Below are 26600 nucleotides of genomic sequence, written 5' to 3'. Positions count from 1 at the left end.
GACGATTCTCCTTTAGTAAACACTGGCGCCAATGTGCGCTTCGGAAAGGCTCAGGTCGACGGGATCGACCAAGGGGTCCAGCGCCATGCTGCGCTGATGTTGGGGGACATCCATCTCGTTGATCAGTTGCTCGCAGCGGGCATGACGTCGCTCACCGGCCGGATGGGTGCTGAGAATGCTGGCACCACCCGAACTCAGCTCGGCAAGGTGCTCCTGCAGGCGCAGCATGCCCTCCGGGTTGTAACCGGCGGCGATAAGCCAGTGCACACTCAGCTCATCGGCTTCGTACTCCTGGGTTCGGCTGAAGCTCAGGGCAACGAGATCGCCCCCGATACTGAATGCAGCCTCAGCGGCACTTCCGGCCAGGTCACCATGCTCGTAGCCGACGGCAATACTGGCCAGCCCGCCGAGGAAGGAAGCCGTGCGCCGGGAACGCTGGGCACGTTCAAAGCCCTCGGTGACGTGGTTGGCCTTGTGGTGAGCCAGCTCGTGGCCGATCACGGCAGCAACCGCGTCGCGATCTTCCTTGAGGTACTCGATCAGGCCATCCATGACCACCAGAACCGGCTCGCCGTCGTTGGTCATTGTCGCAAAGGCATTGATGTCGTCATCCAGGGCGTAAAGCACCTTGACCTCGACACCGCTGACGGCCGAAAGGTCTTCATAGATCTCGATCAGGTTGATGGCCTGAGCGCGCCATTCGGCATGCCCGCTGGCCTCGACAATATCAGCCAGGCGATAGAGCTCTGCATTGGCCAGAGAACAGGCGAGCAGCCCGACCAGTGCGACCAGCACAGTGAGTTTCTTTTGCATGGTTCCCTTCCGCTAATTGATGAGTGACAGAGACGGTGAGCCTTTCAGGCCCACCTCAGTCACTCATATGCGCGGAAAGCATCGGAAATGCCTCACTGGATTTCAGGCCAGCGATCACGAAAGCCGACAGGGCCCGCTGCCAGGCCAGTCAGGTATCGACGCCCGATTCGCTCTTGCCCCATGTTTCGTTCAGCGTTTCCAGTCCCTTGTGGCAGGCCCTGAGCTGCCAGTGGGCCGTGACCCGGTGGTTCTCCAGCAGTTCGCAGCCGCGAATCAACACACGCTCTGCTTCCCGGAACTGCTCTGGCTCCCGACCCAGTCCCGTCAGCGCACGTCCGGCGACCGTCAGCTTCCAGCCCAGTATTCTTTCTTCAGCCTGTTCCGGGACATCCGACTCATGCGGCAGGGACGCACCCACTTTTTCAAGCGCCTGCTCGAACTGTCCCTGCTCGTTGAGCAAGGCGGCGAGACTGATACGGGCCATGCGCGCATTGGCATGCTCGCTGCCCAGCACCTCCGGCAAGCCATCCGCGGCGGTCCGCAGGTGTGCTTCCGCTTCCTCCAGCCGACCCAGCCTCATCAGTACGTTGCCAAGATTGTGCTTCAGTACCAGGGTTTCCGGGTGCATGCTGCCGCGGTTCTGGCGACTGGCCTCGACAATGGTGTGATAGTGCCCGTAGGCCGTATCCAGGTCGTCCCGGCGCGTGGCCAGCACGGCCAGTCCGAACATCGCAAAGTGGGTATCGGGATGGTCCTCGCCAAAGAGCTGGCTTCGAATCTCGTAGACGCTGTTGAGCATGGGCTCGGCCAGGCCCAGGTCCCCTCGCTGGAGATGCAGCATGCCCAGGCTTTGACGATGATGCAGGGTTTCGGGGTGCTCGGCACCCAGCACGGTTTCACTCTGCTCCAGTAACTGCTTGGCGTAGTATCCCGCCTCTTCCAGTCGCCCCTGGGTTCGCAACAGTGCTGTCAGGTTGCTGAGAAAGGTCATGCTGGTGCTGTGTTGATCGCCAAATGCTCCTGAAGACCGCTCAATGGCCTGTCGAAACCACTCTTCTGCAGCTCCCAGGTCGCCCATGCGCATGAAGATCAGGGCAACATTGTTCATCGATACCAGCGTGTCGGGGTGTTCTGCTCCGAGGATGTCCCGACGCCCATCGAGAGCCGCTTCGGTTTGCGACATGGCTTCTTCCAGTTCACCCAGATCATGCAATACCAGCCCCAGGTTGGCCTGGGTCAGCAAGGTCTTGGGATGGCGTTCGCCCATTCGCTTGCGCAGCTCCGGCAGCAGTGCTTCGAAGCGCCCTCTGGCTTCGCGGTAGTGCCCCTGCTCCCATAGCAGCAGCCCCTTGTTGTTGGCGATGGTCAGCGCCTCGGCATGCCCCTCGGGCCATGCCAGCCGAGCACTGCCCAATGCGGTTTCGTAGCTGGCCGCGGCTTCGTCGAGCATCCCCTGCGCCTGTTGCCAGAGCCCGAGGTTGTTGTGGGTGCTGGCCGTCACCTCGTGCTGAATGCCGAGCACCGCAAGGCTGCGTTCTGCCGCCGCCTCGAGTGAAGGGCGCGCCTGTTCAAGTTCTCCGCGACGCAGCAGCAGGAGGCCATGGTTGCTTTGCGAGAGCAAGGTATCGGGATGCGTCTCGCCCAGCAGCTCATTGCGAATCGCCAATGCCCTGGCCTGCGGGTCATCGGCGCTGTCGTAGCGTCCCAGCTCACGCAATGTATCGGCCACGGCCTGGAGCAGTCGGGCTCGCACCAGCGGCTGATCGCCGAATTCCTGACCAATCACCCCGAGTGCGCGGCCGAAAATGGTCTCGTCCAGGGACTGCAATGCAAGATCGGAGAAATTCACTCCTTCGAGCTGTTCTTCGAGTCGGGCCATCGCCGCATCCGTTTCCACCGGGCCCGGCTCGGATTGCTCCAGCACCGTTCTTCGCCGGTCCACGATCTGCTGGCGAATCTGCTGGCCAAGACTGTGCGGATCCAGCTCTGCCAACTGCCGTTCCTGGAACTTGACCACCTGTTCGAGCTCCTGCGCGCTGCGCTGCGCGGCGGCCTCGGCAATCTGGGCTGCCCGGGCCTGGCGACCGGCCTTGTCGGCCTGGATCACCGCCCAGATCGTCGTTCCGGCCAGGGCCATGGCCACCAGACTGCCGGCCGCGAAGAAATAACGGTGACGGCTGACGAACTTGACCGTTCGGTAACGCCAGCCGGCATGAACCGCCAGTACCGGGTGCCCTTCGATGAACCGCCGAAGATCGTCTCCGAACTCCGCACAGGTGCGGTAACGCTGTTCCGGCTCCCGGGCCATGGCCTTGAAGACCACGTGATCGAGTTCGCGCGGCAGGCGGCGCCGTGTCCGTCTGGCCGCGCGGCTGGGGCGCGGGGGCAGCGAGTCGATGCTGGCCCGCTGGTAAGCCCCGTGAGAATGGTCATTCTGCGGAAACGGGTGCTGCCCGGCCAGCAACTCGTAGAGCAACACACCCAGCGCATAGATGTCGCTGGCAGTGCTGACGGCTTCCCCCAGCAACTGCTCGGGACTGGCATAGTCAGGTGTGAGCGGCGACTGCCCGGTGCGGGTCAACTGCTCGTCCGTGCTCTCGTCCAGCAGCTTGGCGATGCCGAAATCCAGCAGCCGCGGGTGCCCATGCTCATCGATCAGGATATTGCCGGGCTTGAGATCGCGGTGAACTACAAGGTGCGAGTGGGCATATTGCACCGCGTCCAGTACTTTCAGAAAAAGCGTGATGATCCGTCGGCTATCCAGCTCCCGACCCAGGCAATAGTCCCGAATGCTTTGCCCGTCGATGTAGTCCATTGCCACATACGGCGCACCGTTTTCATCACGACCGGCATCGAGCAGTCCGGCGATGTTCGGGTGATTCAGGGCGGCGATGATCTTCTGTTCCTGCATCAGCCTTCGACGCAGGTCCGGGAAATCGAAGCGCAGCATCTTCAGGGCAACGGGTCGCCGGTGCTGGCCATCGGCCCGACAGGCCTGGTAGACGCTACCCATGCCACCATGGCCAATCAGACGTTCAAGCCGCCAGGGCCCCACCTGTTGCCCGCTGCGATCGGCATCCAGGTCGATGGCGCAATATGCGAGAAAGTGGACACTTTCCGCTTCCGTATCGGCGGCCAGCAGTGCCAGCAGCTCGTCGCGCAGGCCCGGACGCTGGGCGCAAATCCGCTCTAGCGCTTTCTCGCGCTCGACCTCGGGCAAGCCGATCAGTTCTTCGAAATGGCGCAGTGCCTCGGTCTGGGTACTCATGCCGACAGTTCTCTGTACAACCAGGCCCTGGCGGCCCGGAATTCCCGGTCAAGGGTTGCGCGCGATAGCTCCATGACCTCGCCGAGTTCGGCGAAATCAAGGCCGGCAAACAGGCGCAGCTCGACCAGTCTTGCCTTGCGCGGATCGACGGTGTTCAGGCGCTCGAGTGCCTGATCCAGATTCAATACATCCAGATTCTGTCGCGGGTCGTTCTCGGCCAGGTTGGCCAGGGTCACCGGCTGGCCGCCATCGCGCTTGGATGCCTGTCGGGCCCGGGCCCGATCCACCAGCACCTGGCGCATGACCCGGGCCGCGATGGCAAGAAAATGCGCCCGGTCGTTGACCTTGACAGCGGCGCCACCGGCCAGGCGGAGGTAAGCCTCGTGGACCAGCTCAGTTGGCTTGAGCCCGGTGGCGTGTGGCGCTTCCCTGTTCAGTCGCAGATCGGCGATGCGCCGCAGCTCGCCGTATATCAACGGCAGCAGCTCGTCGAGGGCATTCTGATCACCCGATCGCCAGCGCTGGAGGAGTTGCGTTACAGCCATAGCTTGAGAACCCGCATTTGATTTTCACCACCATGACATCAGATGCCTGCCCGGCCTATACTGACGACAACCATACATCACCCAAGGAGACCCGGACCATGCTGCGCTCGGTGGACATCAGCGACTACATGAATACCAACCCGCTCAGGGTGCACGTCGAAGACAGTCTGTTCAAAGCCATGGACGTCATCACCCGAACTCGCGCCTCTGGTGCCTGCGTGGTTGATGATAGCGACAATCTGGTCGGCGTGCTCTCGGAAATCGACTGTCTGCGAGCCGTGGTGTCGGCCACTTACAACAACGCCGCCGATGTCGGCAAGGTCAGAGATTTCATGACCGCCGAGGTCCAGACCTGTCAGCTTCACGACAATATCGTCGACGTGGCCATGGACATGATCGCCAAGGGCCACCGCCGCCGTCCCGTGCTGGACAACAACAAGCTTATCGGGCAACTGACCTGTCGACGTATCCTGCAGGTAGTGAGCAGCTTCAGCAGCCGCGGCGGCGCCTGAACCGATCAGGCATCCAGCCCCAGGTCCAGGCAGCGCGCTGAATGCGTCAGCGCGCCGACCGAGATGACATCCACGCCGGTCTGGGCGATCTCCCTGACCGTCTCCAGGCTGACCCCGCCGGATGCCTCCAGTACAACTGCCGTGTCCCTGGTCCTGCGCACGGCCGCGCTCAGGTCATCCAGAGTGAAATTATCAAGAAGGATGCTGTCGGCCCCGGCAGCCACTGCCTCGTCGAGCTGATCGAGTCGGTCGATCTCGACAGCAACCCGGATCATGTGGCCGGCATATCGGCGTGCCCGGCTGACCGCTTCGCCCACGCCGCCACATACGGCGACATGGTTGTCCTTGATCAGTATGGCGTCATCGAGGCCGAAGCGGTGGCGCGCCCCGCCTCCGGCCATTACCGCGGCCAACTCAAGAGCACGCAGGCCGGGAGTGGTCTTGCGGGTGTGGGCAATGGCCGCACCCGTGCCGGCCACGGCATCGACGTACCGGCGCGTGAGGGTGGCAACTCCACTCAGGCGGCCGAGAAAGTTCAGCGCCGTGCGCTCCGCGGTCAGAATCGATCCGGCCGGACCCTGGATTCGGGCAATGACACTGCCTGCGTCGAAACCATCGCCATCGGCCATCATCCACTCAACCGCCATGCGCTCGTCCACCTGGGCGAAGGTGGCATGGGCGGCGGCCTGGCCGGCCAGTATCCCCGATTCTCGTGCCGTCAGCTGGAAGGTTGCCCTTACCGAGTCGGGAATGGTTGCCTGGCTGGTGATGTCGCCGCGGCCGCCGAGATCTTCGGCCAGTGCCTGCTTGACGATCTGTTCGACGGCCTGCTGCAATGCCTGCTCGTTCACGATGGCTTATTCCTGTTGCCCGGCAAGGCGGCTCAGACCGTAACAAGTGCGGCCGGCTTTTCCGGGCGCGAGGTGTCAAACGCCGGTGGCGGCCCATCGGTGGGCAGGTCCAGCATGGCCCGCAGGCTCTTGCGTGCACGACGGGCGGTCTCCTCGTCGACCTGTACCTCGTGCTTAAATTCCCGCAAGGCGTTGTAAATACCCTCCAGCGTGATCCGCTTCATGTGCGGGCACAGGTTGCACGGCCGGATGAACCGAGTGGCCGGATTGAGCGCGGCCACGTTGTCGCTCATGGAGCACTCGGTAATCAGAATGGCCTTGGCCGGGCGATGCTGAGTGACGTAGGCGGCCATGGCACCCGTTGACCCGGAAAAGTCCGAGGCACGCAGCACTTCGGGCGGACACTCGGGGTGTGTAATGATCATGGCGTCGGGATGCTCGGCCCGGAGTTGTTCGATTTCCTCGGCCGTGAACTTCTCGTGGACCTCACACTCGCCCTTCCAGGTCAGGATGCGAACATTGGTCTGACTGGCCACGTTATGGGCCAGAAACTGATCGGGCACCATGATCACGGTATCGGTTCCGCGTTGCCTGGCGATCGCCTCGACCACGCCGACGGCATTCGAGGAAGTACAGCAGATATCGCATTCGGCCTTGACCTCTGCCGAGGTATTCACGTAGGTGACGATCGGATGGTCCGGATAGGCACGGCGAATGGCACGCACATCCTCGGCGGTGATCGACTCGGCCAGCGAACAGCCTGCCTCCAGGTCCGGAATCAGAACGGTTTTGGACGGCGAGAGGATCTTGGCGGTCTCGGCCATGAAATGCACCCCGGCCTGGACAATCACCGCTTCCTCGGCCTCGGCGGCGACCTGGGCGAGCTTGAGCGAATCGCCGGTGACATCACCCACGCAATGGAAAATCTCGGGCGTCATGTAATTGTGGGCGAGGATGATGGCGTTGCGCTCGCGCTTGAGCCGGTTGATGGCATCCACCAGGGGTGCATGCAGCGGCCATTCGATCTCCGGGATCACGTCGCGGACGCGATCATACAGGGCCTGGGTGCGTTCCCCGACCCCTGAATCCATGACCAGATTGGCAGCCGGGGGCCAGGCTCGTCCTGTGGCGTCGAGCATCTCAGTATCCACTTGTCGGGAAGTCATCGCTGGTTCCGTAATCAGATGATAGACAACTGTCTGGGTGTATGGAGGCTCTGCCATGCCAGTTCCAGCCTCACGACAACATGATACTCCAGCTGACCCGCGCAATACGGGCAGTTCGCTCACACTCCCCATGGTCCGGGCCCCACAAATTGCGGGCGTGCGATAATCCCGCGCTGATTGAATCATGCCGAAAGGCTGCGAACACCTTTCCATGAACGAAACGGTCGAAACGACGACATCGCTCAGGCCCCGGATCGGCCTGCTGGCCGGGCCGCTGCTGTTCGCCGTCATGCTGCTGTTGCCAGCGCCTGAAGGCTTGTCTGCCGAGGGCTGGCAGGTGGCGGCCGTTGCCACGCTGATGGTCTGCTGGTGGATTACCGAAGCCATACCCATACCGGCCACGGCCCTGCTGCCCATTGTCCTGTTCCCCATTCTGGGGGTCACGGATATCGCCGGCGCGACCACGCCGTTTGCCAACCCGCTGATCTACCTGTTCATGGGCGGGTTCATCATTGCACTGGGCATGGAGAAATCCGGTCTGCACCGGCGAATCGCCCTCAATATCGTCCATGTCGTCGGCACCCGGCCAACCTCGATCATTCTGGGCTTCATGATGGCCGCGGCTTTTCTCAGCATGTGGGTGAGCAATACCGCCACGACTTTGATGATGCTGCCCATCGCACTGTCCATCATCGCCCTGGTCGAGACCGACGAGGCCATGGAGGCCAGACACCTGGAAACCCACTTCGCCCTCGTCCTCCTGCTGGGCCTGGCTTATGCCTGCAACATCGGCGGCATCGCCACCCTCATCGGCACACCACCCAACGCCCTCATGGCCGGCTACCTGCTGGACAACCACGGCATCGAGATCGGGTTTGCCCAGTGGATGATGCTGGGGGTGCCGCTGGTAATCGTTTCCTTGCCGATCCTGTTTCTGGTGCTCACGCGCGTTTTGTTTCCTGTTCGTCTCAAACAGCTCCCCGGCGGCCGCGATATCATTCGCGAGGAATTGCGTCGGGCCGGGGCCATGACCCGGGCCGAGAAACAGGTAGCCGTCATCTTTTCCCTGACCGCCCTGCTCTGGGTCACGCGACCTGTGCTGCAATCCTGGATCCCGGGACTCTCGGATACCGGCATCGCCATTTTTGGTGCGCTGCTGCTGTTCCTGGTACCGCTGAACTGGCGCCGCTGGACTTTCGTGCTGGACTGGAACGATGCCAAGAGACTGCCCTGGGAGGTACTCATTCTGTTCGGTGGCGGCCTGAGTCTGGCTGCCGGCATCACCGACTCCGGCCTGGCCGACTGGATCGGCACAGCCTTTCATGTTCTCGACGGCATCGGTCTGCTCTGGCTGATCATGATTGCGCTGGCACTGACCATTCTACTGACCGAGGTGACCAGCAACACGGCCACGGCCGCCGCGTTCATCCCCATACTGGCCTCGGTGGCCATTGCAATGGGATTCGACCCCATGCTGCTGGCCGTTCCGTCCGCCATCGCCGCCAGTTGTGCCTTCATGCTGCCGGTGGCCACGCCACCCAATGCCATCGTCTATGGCAGTGGCTATGTCAGCATTCCCCGCATGGCGCGGGCGGGACTGGTATTCAACCTGCTCATGATCGGCGTCATCACCGTCATGCTCTACCTGCTCATGGGCCTGGCCTTCGGGGTGGTGATTGGCTGAACCCTGCCCGAGGTCCGTCGAGTGTCATGTAGTATATTGCGCTGCCGAAACCATCTCAGCCTCTAACCGGGACTTCAGCCAGTGTCACTCAGAAGCCTTCTCGCCGGCCTGCTCCTGTTGCCAGCCCTCGCCGTTCACGGCGCGGAAAGCCCGGACGGAGACTCATCCCGTAATCGGGTAACGGCTTACTATGCACACTTTTCACCCGAGCGAATGCTCGACATCCTGCAACTGAAGAACCCGCATATTTCCGGCCACTCGCAACTGGGGGCACTGGCCTGGTCGTATCGACTCAACGACAAGCCCCGCAACCTGGATTGGGAGCTCGAGGGTCAAGTGGTCCAGCACTTCGGCCGACAGGATCATCAGGAACTGAACCTGCTGCTCAACGCACGCTGGACCCGCTTCCCCTGGGACCATGTCATCGACACCAGTGCCGTCGTGGGCTGGGGCCAGTCTTTCGCCACCGAAGTCCCTCCACTGGAACCCCGTTCCGACGGCGACGAGCGCTCGACCCGCCTGCTCAACTACCTGCTCGTCGAGCTGGATTTCGCACCGCCTTCACATCCCGAATGGGGCCTGGTCCTGCGCCTTCATCACCGCTCCGGTGTTTTCGGCCTCTACAACGGCGTCAACGGCGGCTCGAACTACATTGGCGCCGGCATTCGCTACCGCTACTGAGTCCACCCCAACGAAAGTCAGTTACCAAGGTGCACGGTTATGCCCCGGCAGCAGAACGACGGGGATTGAACTTGCTAACATTCGCATTTTCTAATACTATGAGGGGAAGAGCTGCGCGATCCCGGTCTTGAAATAAGGAGCACCACCATGAAGCGCAAGGACCCCTGCCATCTACACACCGACAATGCGCCCATGGATCCGTCCCGTCGACGCCTGCTCAAGGCAGCCGGTCTCGGCATCGGATCGATGAGCCTGGCCGGTAGCGGTATTCTGGCCAGTCGCCCGGCACAAGCGCTCGAAACCAGTGCCCGGATCGTCATCGTGGGCGCGGGTGCGGCCGGGCTGGCCGCGGCCAATCGGCTGTCATCCGCACTGGATGGTGCCCGCATCACCCTCATCGATCGACGCGAACGTCATCTCTACCAGCCCGGCCTCACCCTGGTGGCCACGGGGCTGTGGAAACCCGGGCAGGTCATCGACCGGAACCAGCGCTACGTGCAGCGCGGCGTGGACTGGGTCCATGCGTCGGTCAGCGAATTCAATCCCGAGGCCAATCGGGTCGTCACCGACACCGGCGACACGATCGACTACGACTATCTCATCGTGACCACCGGCCTGCATGTCGATTTCGACGCCGTGGAAGGCATGAGCCCGGACCTCATAGGCCGCGAAGGTATCGGCTGTGTCTACGACACCCCGGAGCACGCCACCCGGACATGGGACATGATCGACCGCTTTATCGACCAGGGCGGTGTGGGGCTGTTCACCCGCGGCCCCGGCGGTATCAAGTGTGCCGGTGCACCGCTGAAAGTCACGATGCTGACGGAAGACCTGGCCACACGTCGCGGTCAACGCGAGCCCACGGCAATGATCTACAACTCACCCGGCCCCGGCCTGTTCTCGCAGCCCGACATCGACCAGTTCCTGAAGGAAGAATTTCCGCGCCGCGATATCGACATCAACTGGCATCATCGCCTCGTCGGAATCGAGCCGGAGCAACATCGCGCCACATTCGCCACCCCCGAAGGCGAGGTGCGTCTGGACTACGATTTCATTCATGTCGTACCGCCCATGCGGGCACCCGATGCCCTCGGCAACAGCCCGCTGGCCTGGCAGGATGGCGAGTTCGCTGCCGACGGCAACTGGATGGAAGTTGACCGGCACAGCATGCAGCATCCGCGTTTCCCGAATGTGTTCGGGGCCGGTGACTGTGTGGGTACGCCGATCGGCAAGACCGCCGCCAGCGTCAAGGCGCAAGTACCGGTCGCAGTCGACAACCTGCTCAGCCTGATTGCCGGCAGCGAACCGACAGCCCGCTACAACGGCTACACCTCCTGCCCATTGATCACCACCCGCGGCCAGGCCATCCTGGTCGAGTTCGACTACAACCTCGACATGGTGCCGTCTTTTCCCTTCATCAGCCCGTACCGTGAGCACTGGGTGCCCTGGATCATGAAAGACAAGTTCCTCAAGGCCGCCTACAACGCCATGCTGCGCGGTCGCGTTTAGTGCGCCATTCGTTGAATTGAGTAGCGCTCAGAGCCACTAGGAGAGATTTCATGGCATTTTCGTTTTTCGGCATCCTGGCCGTACTCCTCGAGTTCATCCGCCCGTTTCTGCCGCTGATCCTCGCGGTCATCATGATCGAGCTGGTACTGCTGGTCATCGCCCTGCGCAAGAACGGGCTTCTGAATTCACTGCGTGCCTTTCGTTCCGCACTACCCATTGGTGTCGTTGGATTCTTCGTCGGCATCTTGACCATCCCCTGGATTACCGGGGCGGAGCGCAGCAACCTGGCCGGTGTCATCGACTGGCTGTCGCTGTTCGGCGCTTCGTTCTTGCTGGGGCTGGTGGCCCTTCTTCTGGTATGGCCACCACTAGCGCTGTTCTCACGGTCTCAAGCCTGATAGCCTTTTGCACCCTCCGTCACTCCCGCAACCCAGAGGAATGGAATGACCCCCAGATACTCGCTGATCGCCGCCGGCTTCATGCTGGCCCTGCTCGCCCTGCCGCCAATCGCCGCAGCCTCGGACTCTCCCGAGAGCAGCTTCAGTCTGCTGCTGCGTCTGGAGACGGAACTGGTTCATGTTGATGGCAGCGCGGCCGAAGCACGCGACGCCGATGGCTGGCACCTGACCGACGGCTGGGCCGGGGGCAACAAGAATGCCGCCAACTTTGGCGCCCTGTTCATCGACGGTGAACACCAGGTCAGTCACGGACTCAGGGCCATCGGCCGCTTCGGGTTCAACATCAACTCCGAGGGCCTGGCCGATGGCAACGCCCAGCACCGGGAGATCTACCTGGGACTGGCCGGGGACTTCGGCCAGGTGATCGCGGGGCGCCTGGAAACCCCCTACAAGTTGTCGGCTCTGGGCTGGGATCCGCTCAATGCTACCGCCTTGCAGGCACGCGGCAATTTCGGGCGCAGTGGCGGAGCATTCGGTCATGCCAGCTATATCGACAGCGCCATCGAGTACTCCAACCGCTTCGGACCGGTCAGCCTGCGTGTCATGGGCGCCCTGGATGAGCGCTCCGAAACCACTTCGGATCATCCCATGTGGTCAGCATCGCTAGCCGTCCCGGCCGGACCGGTCGAGTTCACCCTGGCCCATATCGAGGCCAGTGAGTTCGACGACGGCCCCGACGAGCGGACCGGCACCAAGCTGGGCGCCCGCTACAGCGAGGGCCCATGGACGCTCGCCGCCACCTACGAGATACGCGACGAAGGCCTGGAGGACGGTGATTTCCTGTACCTGAGCACCTCTTATCGCTGGCGTGACTGGTCGTTCATGGCCAGCCACGGTCGCTTCAGCGATGACAACACCGGCAATAACGACGCTCGCTACAGTGCACTCGCCGCCCGGTTTCACCTGGCCGGAAACGTCACGATCCACGGCGGCCTCCGCCGACTCAATCGCGACGTCGAGGGCAGCGAAAACATTGCCGGCATCGGCATCCGCGCCATTTTCAATACCGGCAACCTGCTCTCCAGAAACTGATTTCGAACCAGTCATATGACCGGCGATTCAGTCGTCCTTGCCGCTGCGCCAGATCGAGAACAGTAGCCAGACACCACCCAGGGCGGCACCGATAAAGCCCATCAAGCCGAATAATGGCAAACTCGCAGCCCCATCGTCAGTCTGCACATTGAGAACGATGGCCGAGCCGATGATCAGCGCGGCTGTGACCACACCCAGGGTCAGGCGGCTGGCCGCGCGATCAAGGCGGTTGCCGACATCCTTGAGATCGGTGATATCCACGTGGACTTCGATGCGACCCTTTCTGGCCATTTTCAGCAGGCGGCTGAGGTCCTTCGGCAGCGAACCCAGCAGCTTGACCGAATCGCTGATGCCCCGCTGCAGGCGACGTGCCACGTTGACCGGTGAATAGTGATGACGCAGCACCTCCTCGATCACGGGAGCCGCCTCGCCGGCCATGTCGAAGTCCGGGTCCAGCGAGCGCCCCATGCCCTCCAGGGTAATAAAGGCCTTGAGCATCAGGACCAGGTCGGCCGGCAGCACCAGGTGATGATGACGCAGTACGGCCGTGATCTCGCCGATCATGGCCGAGACATCAAGCTGCCGCAGCGGCACGCCGTGATAGTGATCGATGAATTCGATGACATCATCACGCAGCCGTTCCTCATCCACCTGGCTGCCTTCGCTCCAGTCAATCAGGATGCGCGAGACCAGATCCGGATCGCGTGAGACCAGCCCCATCAACAGCTCGGCGACCTGGTGCCGTCGTTCATCCGACAGTCGTCCGACCATGCCGAAATCAAGCAGTCCGATCCGGTTGTTCTCCAGGTAGAGCACATTTCCAGGATGCGGGTCGGCATGGAAGAAGCCCTGATCCAGAATCATCCGCAGTACGGCCCGGGTGCCGCGCACCGCAATCTCGTGACAGTCCAGACCGGCCGCGCGCACGGCCTCGATATCGCGCCCGGGTATGCCTTCGAGAAAGTCCTGAACATTCAGCCGCTCGCCGCTGTAGTCCCAGTACACCCCCGGCACGACGATGCCCGAATCCTCTTCCAGCGCCTGGGCAATCCGTTCGGCATTGCGGCACTCGGCCACGAAGTCCAGCTCGCGGCGCAGCGACTGAGAGAACTGGCGGACCAGCAGGCGCGGTCGATAGTGCTGCAGATCGGGTGCCTCGGACTCGATGATCTCGGCCAGGCGCTTGAGCAGACGCAGGTCGGCCTCGATCACCGGCCGGATGCCGGGACGACGGATCTTGAGAATCACCTCCGAACCGTCATGCAGTCGCGCTCGATGCACCTGGGCCAGCGAAGCGGCTGCCAGCGGCTCACGATCGATCCCGGCAAAGACCTCGAAAGGATCGCCGCCCAGGTCCTCTCGCAACGGTGGCTCAAGCGCTTCCCAGTCAACAGCCGGGGCATGATCCTGGAGCTTCTCAAACTCGGCCAGCCATTCCGGTCCGAACAGATCGACACGCGTGGCCAGCACCTGGCCCAGTTTGACAAAGGTCGGCCCCAGTTCCTCCATGACACGACGCGCCCGAGCTGGCGGCTTCAGTCGAGCCAGCTCCTCGGCCTCTTTCCAGTGCAACACCTTGCCGGCTCGTTCCAGCGCGCCGGCCATGCCGATGCGTTGGACCACATCGCCAAACCCATAGCGGATGAGCACCGAGGCGATATCCTGCATGCGGCCGAGATCGCGCGCCGCGCTAAGTGCCTGCCAGAGCATCAATTCACAGCCTTGTATTCGGGTGACTGGTGCCAGAATAGCCGATCGCAGCGGTCGCGGTCAGCAATGAGCCAATGACGACACGGCCACCCCACTCTTGTCGGTGGAGAATGGTTTAGACTTGAATCCCATGAAGCGCAAGACGGCACCCCTGATCAGTTTCGGCATCCTGGCGACTGCCCTGCTGTTGCTGGCCGGCTGCGCAACCAGCCCACCACCGCGCCAGGACAACATCTGCGACATCCTCGATCACAACCCGCGCTGGTATGACCACGCGCGCGACTCCGAGCGACGCTGGGGTACGCCGATTCCGGTTCAGATGGCCTTTGTCCAGCAGGAGTCGTCGTTTCGGGCCCGGGCGCGCCCCGAACGCAATCGGATCCTCGGCTTCATCCCCGGCCGGCGACCGTCCAGCGCCCGCGGCTATGCCCAGGCCCAGGATCCGGCCTGGCAGGACTATCAGCAAGCCACCGGCAATCGACGCGCCCGTCGCAGCAACATGTCCGACGCGCTGGACTTTATCGGCTGGTACAACGACGTCAGCCATCGCCGCCTGGGCCTGAGCAAGAATGACGCCTACCACCTGTACCTGGCCTACCATGACGGTCATACCGGCTACCAGCGCGGCGGCTGGCGCAACAACGGAACGCTACAGGCCATCGCCAGCCGTGTCGACCAGCGTGCCCAGACCTACCGGCGGCAACTGCAACGCTGCGAAGATGATTTTCGCTGTCGGCGCTGGTATCAGTTCTGGCCGTTCTGTCGCTGAGATTCCTGGTCGCCTTGTTCGCGCCAAAAGAGTCTGGCGTGCACCAGACCGCCTATCGCGCCGGTAAAGGCCAGCAACAAAAAGCCCCAATGACTTCGTGCTGCGGCTACCGGCGTGACCGGCAGAAGAACCTGCATGGCAATCAGGGCCACCAGAACACCACCATAGCCACAAAGCAACGACCACGGCGGGCCGGGAATACGGGGGATGAGGCGCTTCAGCGCCACCGCCACGCCAAAAGCCGGCAACAGCGCCAGGGTGATCACCAGACCCCATAACGGTGCAAAGCTGCCCAGGTCGAACAACGTGGTCTGCAAACGTTCGGCAACCGACACTTCCGCACCCAGTTGTGCCAGTCGGGCCAGATTGAACTGGGTCTGGATGATGCTGCCCAGTATGGTCGTGACCACAATTGCGGCCATCGAGGCCAGCAGCCATCGAACAAATGCCATGCCTTTCTCCCGGATATGAGACCGGGCCTCATTATCTGCTATGTTGGCCACCTGTGCAGATTCCGACCCAGACAAGCCAATGAAATTGCCACGTCTTTCCCTTGCCCTTCTCTTCTTCCTGCTGTCGGCCGCGTCCACCGCCGACGACCTTCAGATCGAATCGATAGCCAGTGGCCTGGAGCACCCGTGGTCCATTGCCTTTCTACCCGACGGGCGCATGCTGGTCACCGAACGCGCCGGCCGCCTGCGCGTGATCGATGCAGACGGACAGCAACTGGACAACGCCATCTCGGGCGTGCCCGAAGCCCGGGTGGCCGACCAGGGCGGCCTGATGGAAGTCAAGCTGCATCCGAATTTCGAGCGCAACGGCTGGATCTATCTGAGTCTGGCATTCACTGAACCACAAGGCGATGGCAGCGCCGGCACCACCCGGGTTGTGAGAGGGCGCATCGACGGCAAGCACTGGGTCGACAACCAGATCATCTTCGACGCCGCCCCCTGGCGAACACAAACTGTTCATTACGGCGGACGCATGACCTTCCTGGATGATCACAGCCTGCTGATTTCCGTCGGTGACGGCTTCGACCACCGCGAACAGGCCCAGAAACTGGACAACCATATCGGCACGATCGTGCGGGTGCATGACGATGGCCGCGTCCCGTCCGACAACCCCTTTGTCGGAAAACACTGCCGGCAGCAGAACGAGGAGGCCTGGGGCGAAATATTCAGCTATGGCCACCGCAACCCGCAAGGCCTGGTCTTCGACGTCGAAACCGGCCTGATCTGGTCACACGAACACGGACCGAGCGGCGGCGACGAACTCAACCTGATCAAGCCGGGCAAGAACTACGGCTGGCCGCTGGCCACCCACGGCATCGACTACTCCGGCGCTCGCATCAGCCCATGGAAGACACGACCGGACATGGTCGATCCAATGATCGTCTGGACACCGGCCATCGCCCCGGCCGGCATGAGCCAGTACCGCGGCGAAATGTTTCCCGAATGGGAAGGCGACCTGCTGATCGCCGGCCTGGTCAGCCGCGCCATCCACCGCGTACGCATCGACGGCGAAACAGCCGAGGAAGTCGAGATCCTGCTAGACCACCTAGACCGCCGCCTGCGCGACGTGCAGGTCGGCCCGGACGGAGCGCTTTACGTACTGACGGATGAGAAAAAGGGGGAGGTTTTGAGGGTAATCCCCTGACGGGAATAGGTTTCAGCTTTCGGGGTTCAGGTTTCAGGCAAACCGGGCCGAAGCCCGCCCTGAACCCTGAACCCTGAAACCTGAACGCCTTCCCTACCGCCGCGGACGCTTCCGATACCTTGTCCAGGTCAGCCCGGACGGCGCAACGGATGAGAAAGACGGTGAGGTTCTGCGGTATTTCCCTGACGGGGAAAGGTTTCAGGCTACAGGGTTCAGGTTTCAGGAAGAACCGGGCCGAAGACCGCCCTGAACCCTGAACCCTGAACCCTGAACCCTGAACCCTGAACCCTGAAACCTTTTATTATCGTCTCGGACGCTCCCGATACCGTTCGTAAAGCTGGCGCTGGCGATCACGGCTCAGGTCATATTCCTCGCCATCGATCCAGGCGCGCTGGATCTGGGTGGTGACCTCCAATGCATCGCCGGTGGCGGCAAAGAAGGTGGCGCGTTTGCCGGTTTCCAGTGAGCCCAGCTCTTCGCCCATGCCGATGATCTCGGCCGGCCACAACGTCACAGTCTTCAAGGCCGTTTCAGAATCCAGGCCGAAAGCGGCGGCCATGCCTGCCTGGAAGGTGATGTGGCGGGCGTTTCCTGCATTGAAGGCCGAACCTCCGTCGGTGATGGCAAAACGAACGCCGGCCTCGGCCAGGTTACTGGCCGCCACGTACGCCTCGTCATAGGGCTCCCAGGCTCTCGGCGGCATGGTATACACGCTGTTGAGAATGGCCGGAATGTCTTCCAGCGCCAGGCGGTCGGCCAGGTGCTGCAGGTCGGGCCCGCCGACCAGCACGATCCGCTCGAAACCCTGACGATTCGCCCAGTCCAGCGCGGCATTCATGTCACGCTCGCCCTGGGTGTGCAGGAAGACCGGCACCTCGCCTTCCAGCACCGGCTCGAGCGCCGCGTACTGGTCGTTGTTGCGCGGACGCGATGCATTGCCGTCACGCCAGGCCGTCATGGCCCGTGACCAGGAGCGTGCCTGATCGAGCACCTCATCGATCAAAGACAGGTCGTCGTCATCCTCGTTCTCCGCCGCCGATCTCGGAAATGCCACGTGCATGCCCACCGGCGCGGCCAGGGTCATTTCCTCCCAGTTCCAGCCCGACAGGCTGATGGCCGCCGAGGTGCCTCGAATCAGGCCACCCTGCGGCACCACGTGGGCTGTCAGCAAGCCACCGGCCACATTGGGCGCAAACAGCATGGAGTCATGATTGACGGCTACCTCGGCACGGATGGCGGCATTGACCTGGCCCATCTCCGTGGTGTCCTGGGTACCGGGCACGGACGAGATCTCGGTCAGGCCCAGCACGGTGCCGGCATGAATCAGGCCGGGATACAGGTGCAGGCCGGACAGGTCTTCGGTCCGTGCGTCATCCGGAATCTCAACGTCCGCGCCAATGTCTTCAATACGACCGTCGCGAACCAGCAGGATGCCGTCCTCTATGGCATCACCGCTGACCGGGTGCACGGTGGCGCCCACGTAGGCCACGGTTTCAGCCTTGAGCGGGCCGGCCAGTCCCGATGCCAGCAACAGGGCAATAGCAATTCTCGACATGTCAGGCACCCCCCATGATCTGGCGGAAGACCTGCATGCCGGGCTCATCCTCGTCCGGCACTTCATCATCATCGGCTTGCTCTTCATCGTCATCCTCGCCGTTCTCGCTTTCGCGGACCAGTGCAATCAGTTCCTGACGCTCGGCCTCCCATGCCTCGCGCTGCTGCAGGTCGCGTTCGCGGTCGAAATAGGCACGACCATCAATCCAGGTCTGATCGGGACGGCTGTAGACCGACAGCGGGTGATCGCTCCAGATCACCAGGTCGGCATCCAGGCCTTCCCGCAGACGGCCGGTTCGGTGCCCGATGCCGAGCTGATCGGCGGCGTTGGCGGTCACCATCTTCAGCGCCTCATGCTCGTCCATATTGCCGTAGCGCACGGCCTTGGCCACTTCCAGGTTCATGCGACGGGCCAGCTCCGGGTTGTCGGAATTGATGCTCACCTGCACACCGCGATCGTGCATCAGTGCCGCGTTATAGGGAATGGCATCGCGTGCCTCGTACTTGAAGCCCCACCAGTCGGAAAAGGTCGACGCGCCGGCGCCATGCTCGGCGATCTCGTCGGCCACCTTGTAACCTTCCAGTACGTGATGGAACGCCTTGATGCGGAAGTCATGCGCCTCGGCGGTCCGCATCAGCGCCAGAAACTCGTCGGCGCGATAGCCATGAGAGTGCACCTCGATGTCACCTTCGAGAATGGCGACCAGGGCTTCCATTTCCAGATCGCGGCGCGGCGGCACACGATTGCGGGCGGCACGCCCGGTGTGCGCCTCGTGCTGCTCGGCATAATCACGCGCCATCTGGAACTTCTCGTCAATGACCTGGGCCACCCCGTGGCGGGTCTGCGGATAGCGCAGCGTGTCCGGCTGCCAGTTGCTCTGCTTCGGGTTCTCGCCCAGCGCGAACTTGATGGTACCCGGCGCGTCGTCGATGATCATGTCGGCCGGGTCGGCGCCCCAGCGCAGCTTGGCAATGACATTCTGACCACCAATGGCATTGGCCGAACCATGCATCAGGTGCATGGTGGTCAAGCCACCGGCCATCTGTCGGTAGATATTGATTGAGTCGGCATCGACGATGTCCCTGGCCTCGACCATGGCCGTGCTGATCAGCGACATCTCGTTGACGCCGCCGAGCATGGCGGCATGCGAGTGGGCGTCGATCAAGCCGGGCGTGACATGACGGCCCTCGGCATCGATCTCGACACTGCCGCGGGGAGCGCGCAGGTCCTCACCTATGCGTCGAATCTCACCACGACGGATCAGGATGTCAGTGTTCTCCAGTATGCCCGCCTCATCGGCGGTCCAGACCGTGGCATTGCGAATCAGCACATGATCGGGCTGCTCCGGCACAGGGCTGTTCCAGGCCTCGATGTCGTGAGCGCCGGCCAGTCCCGGCCCCATGGCCACGGCAAGAGTCAATACAAGCAACTTCATCTTTTTCATGCCGAGTCCTCCTGGTCCGGATCGCCGGTTCGGCGGCCGCGAACATTGAAATCACCTTGCGGACTGGAACCGGCACCCCGACCGCGATCGTCCTCGATATCCATGTACATGTTGAACGAACCGGGCATGCCCAGGCGCGAGCCATCAATGCGCAAATCCAGTCGGCTGCCCGATACCCGGGCTTCCGACAACGGCAGGTTGGTGCCCATGATCTCCATGCTGCCCGACAAGGTCGGCGCTTCGCCGCGCAGGGTCAGGGATGCGTCAATGCTCCCCATGCCCGCCACGATAAGCTCGATGTCCCACTGTCCGGCCGGCTCGACTTCGGGCGGTTCCATTTCGCGCAACAGGTGGCGACGGCCATCGACCCAGACTTCTCGAATCGTCGGCGATGCCACGAACAGGTCGTCCTCGACCAGCAGGAAGTTGGCCATGTATCCGGCTTCTAGCCGACCGGCACGGTCGGCAATGCCCAGCACCTCGGCCGGACCCGTGGTCAGGGCGGCCAATGCGCGGTCAGCGTCCAGTCCGCGCTCGATGGCTTTCTCCAGATGCTCGAACAGATTGCCGGGGCTGCTGTGCGGATGCGAGGTCAACAGCATGTCCAGGCCCGACTCCAGCACCCGTGAAGGGTTCTCCGGGGCGTTGTGCCAGTGCCTGAGCTCCTGCAGGCTGACCTCGCGCTCGGCATCCTCGTCCACGTCCGGGGCCGAGGGAAAGTCCAGCGGCAGGATCTGCCCCAGGCCAACTGCGGCCAGGCTGTCCAGACGCTGGTACTCGCTGCCATGGCCGACTATCCAGGCCGACAGGCCAAACTCTTCGACCAGACCGGCAACGCGCAGGCTGTCGAGCATGTCATCGGCATCGAATACCACCGGCACATCACCGGCCAGCACACTTTCCAGCGGCTCCACGCCTTCCAGAAACTCGGGCCGGCGCTGACCCGGATTGTCGCGCCAGACCGAGCGTGCCTCGGCCTGCCAGCGGGCATCCATGAACGCCTGACGTAGCAGGGCCATGCCCCCCATCAGCGAACTGGGGAAATGCCGGCCGGACATGCGAGCGTTGAGCGACACATGCTGGAACAGCTCGGGCTCGATGACATTGGCACCAAAACTGCCTTCGCCCAGGCTGACCAGGGCACTGCGGCCACGAACCAGCCCCTGCTCGGGTACGAGCACGGCCATGGTGAATCCGGCATTGCGCAGCGCCTCGACCTTGTCGGCCGGCCAGCGCTTCGAGGTCATCGTGCGGCCCGGTGTAATCAGCGGGTGCGGATATTGTCCGGGACGATACGTCTCGGCTTCCTCGTCATCATCGTTGTTGCCATCATCATCGTCGCTGGCGAAGGCAACGGGGACATATGCATCAATCAGGCCGGGATACAGCGTCAGCGCCGCTTCCTCGGGATCGTGCTCATGAACCGTGGCATCAGCCGGCACGTCGACATCCGAACCCACCGCTTCGATCACACCATCACGCACCACCACGGTGCCTGACTCGATGACTTGCCCGGGTGAGGTCACGATGCGAACGCCGGAGATGGCGAAGACATCCGTGGACGGCTGACGCAACACCGGCTCGGCCGCCAGCGCCTGGCCGACACCAGCGGCCATCAATATAAGAGTTATTGTTCTGTACAAGACACCGCTCCAGAATCAGGACGACCCCGGATTCTAACCGCCCGGGCTCATCGTTGCATGGGTCGAAGGTCATGGCTAGTGGGTCATGACATGGATCAAGCAATCGAATGCGGATTTTGCTAGATTAGAGACCGCTTGAATTCAACCTGAGGGACTCGGCCGCGTGATGACTGCTCGAACAGCAAGGACGACAGTCTGGCTACTGGTGCTTGTGCCGGTGCTGTTCGTGCTGATGGGGTTCGGGCTGTCCGACCTGGCCTCGCCAGCCGCCGTCCTGAATGCCCTGGGCAGGCTGACCGGTGTTGCCGGGCTGGCGCTCTTGCTGCTGGCCGCCGCGCTCAGCGCCAGGGTCCCGGGCTTCGATCAGCCCTTTGGCGGGCTGACCCGGCTGTGGCATACCCATCACCTGCTTGGCGCCTGGTCGCTGATCCTGCTACTGCTCCATCCCATTCTGCTGGCCTTTTCGGCGGCCGCCCATGGCACCGGCACCGCGTTCCAGACCCTGTTTCCGCCGCTGTCGGACATCGCCACCTGGTCGGGCTGGCTGGCGCTGGTCCTGATGATGGTCTTTCTGGCCCCGAGCTTTCACTTTTTTGGCCGGCCCGACTACGAACGCTGGAAGCTCGTCCACCGCCTGGCCGGGCCTGCCGTGATCCTGGCGCTGGTTCATACTTTCTACTTCTCGCGCACCATGCCCGGATGGGCCGATGTGGCCATCTGGTCGGCATTTGCCGCACTGGCGGTCGGTGCCGTGGTCTGGCGCTTCGTGTTCTCGCGCCGCATCGGTCGCCTGAGCTATCGGGTCAGCGCGCTCGACAAGCCGGCCAACAATGTGGTCGAACTGACGCTCGAGCCAGGCAAGCGCAGACTGGAGTACCAGGCGGGCAACTTCGTCTACCTCGCGCCTTTCGATCGGGAGCTCGACGACGGCTACGCCGAGGAGCACCCCTACACGCTGTCCTCCTCGCCCCGCGAGAAACAGCTGCGCATCGCCATCAAGGATCTGGGCGACGCCAGTCGCGCCATCCAGGACATCCGGGTCGGCTCGAAGGTGACTGTCGAGGGCCCCTACGGCCGATTCTTCAAGAGTCCGGATCGAATCAAGATCCCGGAGTTTTGGGTCGCCGGCGGCATCGGCATCACCCCGTTCCTGGCCCGTATGCGCCACCTCAAGGCCCTGGAGGAACCAGCCAACGCCCACCTGGTGTTCTGCGTTCAGGACGAGGCACGCGCCATCTTCCTGGAAGAACTGACCGAGCTGGCCGAATCCCTGCCCGACTTTCACCTGCACATGCACTACTTCTACCAGCAAGGGCCGATCAGCCAGCAATACCTTGAATCAGCCTGCCCCGACCTTGCTACTCGCGAGATCTACATTTGCGGCCCGACACCGCTCAATCACCTTATCCAGCGCCATGCCCGAGCTGCCGGCGTGCCGCTGGCAAGAATTCATACCGAGGAGTTTGAACTGCTATGAAAAAGCTGACCTATACCCTGTTCGTCGCCTTCTGGGCATCGGTGCTGACCGTTGCTGCCCTGCATGCCATGGACAAGAAGGACGCCGACAAGAGCAACGGCGATGAGTTACCCGCCTACACCTGGGAAGAGATCGAACAGCATGATTCTCTCGACAGTTGCTGGAAAGTCATCAAAGGCAAGGTCTACGACTTTACCGACTACATTCCCGACCACCCCACCCCGCCATCGGTCATGGAGCGATGGTGCGGCAAGGAATCCACCGACGCAATGCGCACCAAGGGTTATGGCCGCGATCACTCGGCGGCTGCCTGGGCGATGATCGACGACTACCTGATCGGAACGGTAGCAGAGGACTAGTCGGCCATGCCTGCGCCGCAACTCATCCATCGGCCAACGCCCCAAAGCCGTCGTCCCGGAAGCGACGAACGCCGATATCCGGGACCTCCCACGCAAACCATCTGCACGGCAAACGGCACCAAAAACCTCGTCACGCCGGGGATGCAACCCCGGCCCACGGGCCAGGGATGATTGATCAAAGGTAAAACGACCATGCGCAAGACACTCACGGTTCTGATGGCACTCGGCGCACTGACCGTCGGCATAAACACTCCGGCCGAAGACATCTACATCGACGTCCCCGGGCATGTCGCCAACTGCCTGCGCTGCCACGATGGCGGCGACGACCATCCAGTCCTCGAAATCTTCGCCTCACCACACGCCGTACTGGCCGACCCGCATACCCGATTCGCCAAGGATGGCTGCGCGGCCTGTCACGGCGAGAGCATCGATCACTCGCGCCTGCCCGCACCAGCCGGCGGTGAGCCGGCCGAGATTGCCTTTCGCGGCCCGCACCGCTCCGACACCGAGACCCTCAACAAGACCTGCATGAACTGCCATGCCGGCGCCGACATGATGCACTGGCATGGCAGCGATCACGACTTCAAGGACATGGCCTGCGTGGACTGCCACACCATCCACACCCGCTCCGACCCGGCCATGGATCATCGCGGTCAGATCAAGAACTGCACCAGTTGCCACACCGAGCAGCATGCAGAAATGCATCGCGCCTTCGCCCATCCGGTGCGCGAAGGCCAGGTCACCTGCACCGACTGTCATAACCCGCATGGCGGCAGCGGACCCTCCGACCTCAAGACCATGACAGTCAACGAAAACTGCTACAGCTGCCACGCCGAAAAGCGCGGACCTTTCCTGTGGGAGCATCAGCCGGTGCGCGAAGACTGTACCCAATGTCACCAGCCCCACGGCTCGGTACACCGCGACCTGCTCGTGCAGCGAACACCGTTTTTGTGTCAGCAGTGCCACATGGGCCAGTTCCACCCGTCCGCGGCGCTGAGCGGCACCGGCCTGCCCAGTGACGAGATTCCTTCCGGATCACGATCACTGATCGGTCGCGACTGCATGAGCTGCCACGTACAGGTCCACGGCTCCAACCACCCCTCCGGGGTAGGACAGACCCGCTAGGAGCACACAACATGAAACGGCGATACCTGCAGCTCTCCACTCTTCTCCCGGCCAGCCTTCCGCTCGCACTGCTGACCCCGTCACTGGCCGCCGAGCAAGTCACCGTCGAAGAACTCTCGCCTTTCATTGCCCGCTACAGCTCGGTCGAAGTCGGCCTGGGCCATGTCAGCGATTCCGGAACCCGGCTGGGACGTTTCAGCGGACTGGGAGATGATGGATTCTTCGCCGTGCTGGGCCTGGACTGGATACAGGCCGCCGAATTCGACAGCGACCGGCCGGTCACCATCCGCCTGCGCGCCGAAGACCTCGGCCTGGATGTGCGCACGGTGCGCCTGGACTATCGCCAGCATGGCGCCTTCGGCGTCTATGCCGAGTATGACGAGCGCAGCGCACGCTTCATTGATGATGCCGTCACCGTCTACCGCGAGCCGGCACAAGGCCAACGAAACCTGCCGGCCGACTGGGTAGCCGCCACATCCACCGCTGGAATGAACGTTCTGCTGCCTTCACTCGGTGAGTTCGACGTCAGCAGCGACCGCCGCAGCGTGGCCGCCGGTGGCGATGCCCGTTTCGCCGAACGCTGGCAGATCAGCACCGACTTTCGCCAGGAAGACCGCGACGGCCATCGCGCCATGGCCGCCATGTTCGGACCCACCGGCGGCACACCACGCGCGGCCTTCCTGCCCGTCCCCACCGACTACCGGACCCGCGAAGTCGATCTGGCCCTGAACTATGCCGACCGCCAGCGTCAATTTCGCGTGCGCTATCACGCCTCGCTGTTCGACAACAATCAGCCGAACCTGATCTTTGCCAACCCCTTTGCCGCCATCGGCGGCTGGCACCCGTCGGCCGGCTATCCCGACGGTGCCGGCCAGATGGCCCTGCCGCCGGACAACACCTTTCACCAGATCGGCATCGGCGGCAGTCACCTCTTCTCGCCCCGTCTCACGTTCAGTGGCGAAGCAGCCTTTGGGCAGATGCGCCAGGATGACGATTTCCTCAACTACACCATCAACCCGGCGCTGATCGAAAGCATCGTGCAGGGACTGCCCCGCGCCTCGCTGGACGGACGCATCGACACCACGGCCATCAACCTGCGCCTGGCCGGCAGACCAAACCAGCGCTTCAACTGGACGGCCAGCTACCGTCTCGACGACCGCGACAACCGCACCCCCATGGGCGAATTCGTCTACATCGGCTCCGACAGCCAGCTCCAGGACGCCGGCGAGACCTCATCGCGGCGGCGCTACAACCTGCCCTACGACTACCGCGACCAGCGCCTCAGGCTGGCCGGCAACTGGCGACTGGCCCAATCCACCCGCCTGCAAGGTGTCGCCGAACATCGCCGCATCGACCGCAGCTTCACCGCGCGCGAACGCACCGACGAAGACCGCCTTGAACTGGGCTTCAGACACGCCTTCGGCCAAAGACTGACAGCCGGCATCAACCTGGAATGGGCCGATCGCAGCGGCAGCACCTATGACGGCGCAGTGGGATTCAGGGCGGGGCATTCCGAAGCCTATGTCGACACCGTCCCCGGTGGCTGGGGCGAACTGCCCGCCCTGCGCCTGTATCACCTCGCCGACCGCCGTCGCCAGGGCGTGAACGTCAACGCCGCCATCACCCCCAATGACGACTGGTCCATCACCCTGCAAGGCGGCACCAGCAAGGATGATTTCCACCGTTCCGAAATCGGCCTGGTCGAGGCCGGCAACGACCTGTTCGCCGCCGATGTCAGTTACTCGCCGTCCCGGCACTGGTCAGCCCATGCCTTCATTACCCATGAGCGCATCCGCTCCGACCAGGACGGCTTCAGCTTCCGCGGCGGCGGCTTTCGTGCCGACGACCTGGCCAGCCCCGACCGCTGGTGGCAGGCCCGCCACCGCGACCGCGTCGACACCCTGGGACTGGGTATGAGCCGCCTGCTGATGAACGAACGCCTGGAACTGCGCGCCGACTACGTCCACGCCGACGCCCGCGCCGGCATCGACGTGCAATCCGGCCCGGCCCTGGACACCGAGCCCCTGCCCGACCTCACCAGCCGCCGCCACACGCTCAACCTGGCCGCGCGTTACCAAATCAACGAACAACTGTCGCTGCGAGCTCGCTGGTGGTTCGAACGCTACCAGAGCGCCGACTGGGCCCTGGACGACGTCGGCCCCAACCAGCTCGCCGACATCATCCTGCCCGGAGAGACCAGCTACAACGACCGCGTCAACGTCCTGATGCTATCGCTGATCCATCGCTGGCAGTAATCGTCTGGACTACTTGCGAACCCATATCCTTCGCTGTCGAAATCAGCCCCGCAAAGAGCTAACAAAAGCTAGCCACAGAGGCACAGAG

At 62.9% G+C, this 26600-nt stretch carries 22 protein-coding genes; 12 read left to right on the top strand and 10 right to left on the bottom strand.

The window, feature by feature from the left end; translation table 11 throughout:
- Nucleotides 1–12: 12 nt before the first annotated feature.
- The 3 genes from IC757_RS07465 to IC757_RS07455 form a co-directional block, all read right to left on the bottom strand.
- Nucleotides 13–813 (bottom strand): M48 family metalloprotease, encoded by an 801-nt coding sequence (locus IC757_RS07465; protein WP_190976703.1) that lies wholly within the window; start codon nucleotides 811–813, stop codon nucleotides 13–15.
- A gap of 148 nt (nucleotides 814–961) precedes the next feature.
- Nucleotides 962–4081, bottom strand: a complete 3120-nt coding sequence (locus IC757_RS07460; protein ID WP_190976702.1) for a serine/threonine-protein kinase — start codon at nucleotides 4079–4081, stop codon at nucleotides 962–964.
- Entirely contained in the window at nucleotides 4078–4626 is a 549-nt protein-coding gene (locus tag IC757_RS07455; RefSeq protein ID WP_190976701.1) for an ECF-type sigma factor, read from the bottom strand. The genes IC757_RS07460 and IC757_RS07455 overlap by 4 nt, the downstream gene beginning before the upstream one ends.
- A 32-nt stretch (nucleotides 4627–4658) precedes the next feature.
- Between IC757_RS07455 and IC757_RS07450 the strand changes: the two genes are divergently transcribed.
- Nucleotides 4659–5138: a CBS domain-containing protein gene (locus IC757_RS07450; protein ID WP_223846299.1), complete on the top strand. Its 480-nt coding sequence runs from the start codon at nucleotides 4659–4661 to the stop codon at nucleotides 5136–5138.
- 5 nt (nucleotides 5139–5143) lie between these two features.
- On the opposite strand, the gene nadC is transcribed toward IC757_RS07450, so the two are convergent.
- A complete protein-coding gene (nadC, locus tag IC757_RS07445; protein WP_190976700.1) occupies nucleotides 5144–5989 on the bottom strand; it encodes a carboxylating nicotinate-nucleotide diphosphorylase in 846 nt (281 codons plus the stop codon).
- 32 nt (nucleotides 5990–6021) lie between these two features.
- Nucleotides 6022–7155 carry a quinolinate synthase NadA gene (gene nadA / locus IC757_RS07440; RefSeq protein ID WP_223846298.1) on the bottom strand — a complete coding sequence of 378 codons (1134 nt, stop codon included), beginning with the start codon at nucleotides 7153–7155 and terminating at the stop codon, nucleotides 6022–6024.
- 211 nt (nucleotides 7156–7366) lie between these two features.
- Between nadA and IC757_RS07435 the strand changes: the two genes are divergently transcribed.
- The 5 genes from IC757_RS07435 (at nucleotide 7367) to IC757_RS07415 (ending at nucleotide 12519) form a co-directional block, all read left to right on the top strand.
- Nucleotides 7367–8839 carry an SLC13 family permease gene (locus tag IC757_RS07435; protein ID WP_190976699.1) on the top strand — a complete coding sequence of 491 codons (1473 nt, stop codon included), beginning with the start codon at nucleotides 7367–7369 and terminating at the stop codon, nucleotides 8837–8839.
- A gap of 81 nt (nucleotides 8840–8920) precedes the next feature.
- A complete protein-coding gene (locus tag IC757_RS07430) occupies nucleotides 8921–9520 on the top strand; it encodes a hypothetical protein (RefSeq protein WP_190976698.1) in 600 nt (199 codons plus the stop codon).
- Nucleotides 9521–9667: 147 nt separating this feature from the next.
- Complete coding sequence (locus IC757_RS07425; RefSeq protein WP_223846297.1) at nucleotides 9668–11029, top strand: NAD(P)/FAD-dependent oxidoreductase; 1362 nt, start codon at nucleotides 9668–9670, stop codon at nucleotides 11027–11029.
- A gap of 50 nt (nucleotides 11030–11079) precedes the next feature.
- Nucleotides 11080–11427 carry a DUF5368 family protein gene (locus IC757_RS07420; RefSeq protein ID WP_190976697.1) on the top strand — a complete coding sequence of 116 codons (348 nt, stop codon included), beginning with the start codon at nucleotides 11080–11082 and terminating at the stop codon, nucleotides 11425–11427.
- 45 nt (nucleotides 11428–11472) lie between these two features.
- Entirely contained in the window at nucleotides 11473–12519 is a 1047-nt protein-coding gene (locus IC757_RS07415; RefSeq protein ID WP_190976696.1) for a porin, read from the top strand.
- 27 nt (nucleotides 12520–12546) lie between these two features.
- On the opposite strand, the gene IC757_RS07410 is transcribed toward IC757_RS07415, so the two are convergent.
- Entirely contained in the window at nucleotides 12547–14229 is a 1683-nt protein-coding gene (locus tag IC757_RS07410) for an ABC1 kinase family protein (RefSeq protein ID WP_190976695.1), read from the bottom strand.
- Nucleotides 14230–14359: 130 nt separating this feature from the next.
- Here IC757_RS07410 and IC757_RS07405 point away from each other — a divergent pair, with 130 nt between their 5' ends.
- Nucleotides 14360–14998, top strand: a complete 639-nt coding sequence (locus IC757_RS07405) for a hypothetical protein (RefSeq protein WP_190976694.1) — start codon at nucleotides 14360–14362, stop codon at nucleotides 14996–14998.
- On the opposite strand, the gene IC757_RS07400 is transcribed toward IC757_RS07405, so the two are convergent.
- Nucleotides 14974–15450 carry a hypothetical protein gene (locus IC757_RS07400; protein ID WP_190976693.1) on the bottom strand — a complete coding sequence of 159 codons (477 nt, stop codon included), beginning with the start codon at nucleotides 15448–15450 and terminating at the stop codon, nucleotides 14974–14976. The genes IC757_RS07405 and IC757_RS07400 overlap by 25 nt on opposite strands.
- 79 nt (nucleotides 15451–15529) lie before the next feature.
- Here IC757_RS07400 and IC757_RS07395 point away from each other — a divergent pair, with 79 nt between their 5' ends.
- Nucleotides 15530–16654 carry a PQQ-dependent sugar dehydrogenase gene (locus IC757_RS07395; RefSeq protein WP_223846296.1) on the top strand — a complete coding sequence of 375 codons (1125 nt, stop codon included), beginning with the start codon at nucleotides 15530–15532 and terminating at the stop codon, nucleotides 16652–16654.
- Between the two features lie 301 nt (nucleotides 16655–16955).
- Here the strand turns inward: IC757_RS07395 and IC757_RS07390 are convergent, their stop codons facing one another.
- The 3 genes from IC757_RS07390 to IC757_RS07380 are packed head-to-tail and all read right to left on the bottom strand — an operon-like array spanning nucleotide 16956 to nucleotide 21296.
- Nucleotides 16956–18209 carry an amidohydrolase family protein gene (locus tag IC757_RS07390; RefSeq protein ID WP_190976692.1) on the bottom strand — a complete coding sequence of 418 codons (1254 nt, stop codon included), beginning with the start codon at nucleotides 18207–18209 and terminating at the stop codon, nucleotides 16956–16958.
- A 1-nt stretch (nucleotide 18210) separates the two neighbouring features.
- The gene (locus tag IC757_RS07385) at nucleotides 18211–19653 is read right to left on the bottom strand and encodes an amidohydrolase family protein (protein ID WP_190976691.1); all 1443 of its coding nucleotides are present in this window, start codon (nucleotides 19651–19653) and stop codon (nucleotides 18211–18213) included.
- Complete coding sequence (locus IC757_RS07380) at nucleotides 19650–21296, bottom strand: amidohydrolase family protein (RefSeq protein WP_190976690.1); 1647 nt, start codon at nucleotides 21294–21296, stop codon at nucleotides 19650–19652. Before IC757_RS07380 ends, IC757_RS07385 begins: the two co-directional genes overlap by 4 nt.
- A 166-nt stretch (nucleotides 21297–21462) precedes the next feature.
- Here IC757_RS07380 and IC757_RS07375 point away from each other — a divergent pair, with 166 nt between their 5' ends.
- From IC757_RS07375 to IC757_RS07360, 4 genes are all read left to right on the top strand, one after another.
- A complete protein-coding gene (locus tag IC757_RS07375) occupies nucleotides 21463–22773 on the top strand; it encodes a ferric reductase-like transmembrane domain-containing protein (RefSeq protein ID WP_190976689.1) in 1311 nt (436 codons plus the stop codon).
- A complete protein-coding gene (locus tag IC757_RS07370) occupies nucleotides 22770–23132 on the top strand; it encodes a cytochrome b5 domain-containing protein (RefSeq protein WP_190976688.1) in 363 nt (120 codons plus the stop codon). Before IC757_RS07375 ends, IC757_RS07370 begins: the two co-directional genes overlap by 4 nt.
- Nucleotides 23133–23324: 192 nt before the next feature.
- Nucleotides 23325–24257, top strand: coding sequence for a DmsE family decaheme c-type cytochrome (locus IC757_RS07365; RefSeq protein WP_190976687.1), 933 nt, complete (start codon nucleotides 23325–23327; stop codon nucleotides 24255–24257).
- A gap of 11 nt (nucleotides 24258–24268) precedes the next feature.
- Nucleotides 24269–26512 (top strand): MtrB/PioB family decaheme-associated outer membrane protein, encoded by a 2244-nt coding sequence (locus IC757_RS07360; protein WP_190976686.1) that lies wholly within the window; start codon nucleotides 24269–24271, stop codon nucleotides 26510–26512.
- Nucleotides 26513–26600 lie beyond the last annotated feature (88 nt).

The organism is Wenzhouxiangella sp. AB-CW3, assembly GCF_014725735.1.
Classification (GTDB): Bacteria; Pseudomonadota; Gammaproteobacteria; order Xanthomonadales; family Wenzhouxiangellaceae; genus Wenzhouxiangella.
The sequence above is the reverse complement of the archived record's forward strand: the minus strand, read 5'-3'. Positions and strand labels throughout refer to the sequence as shown.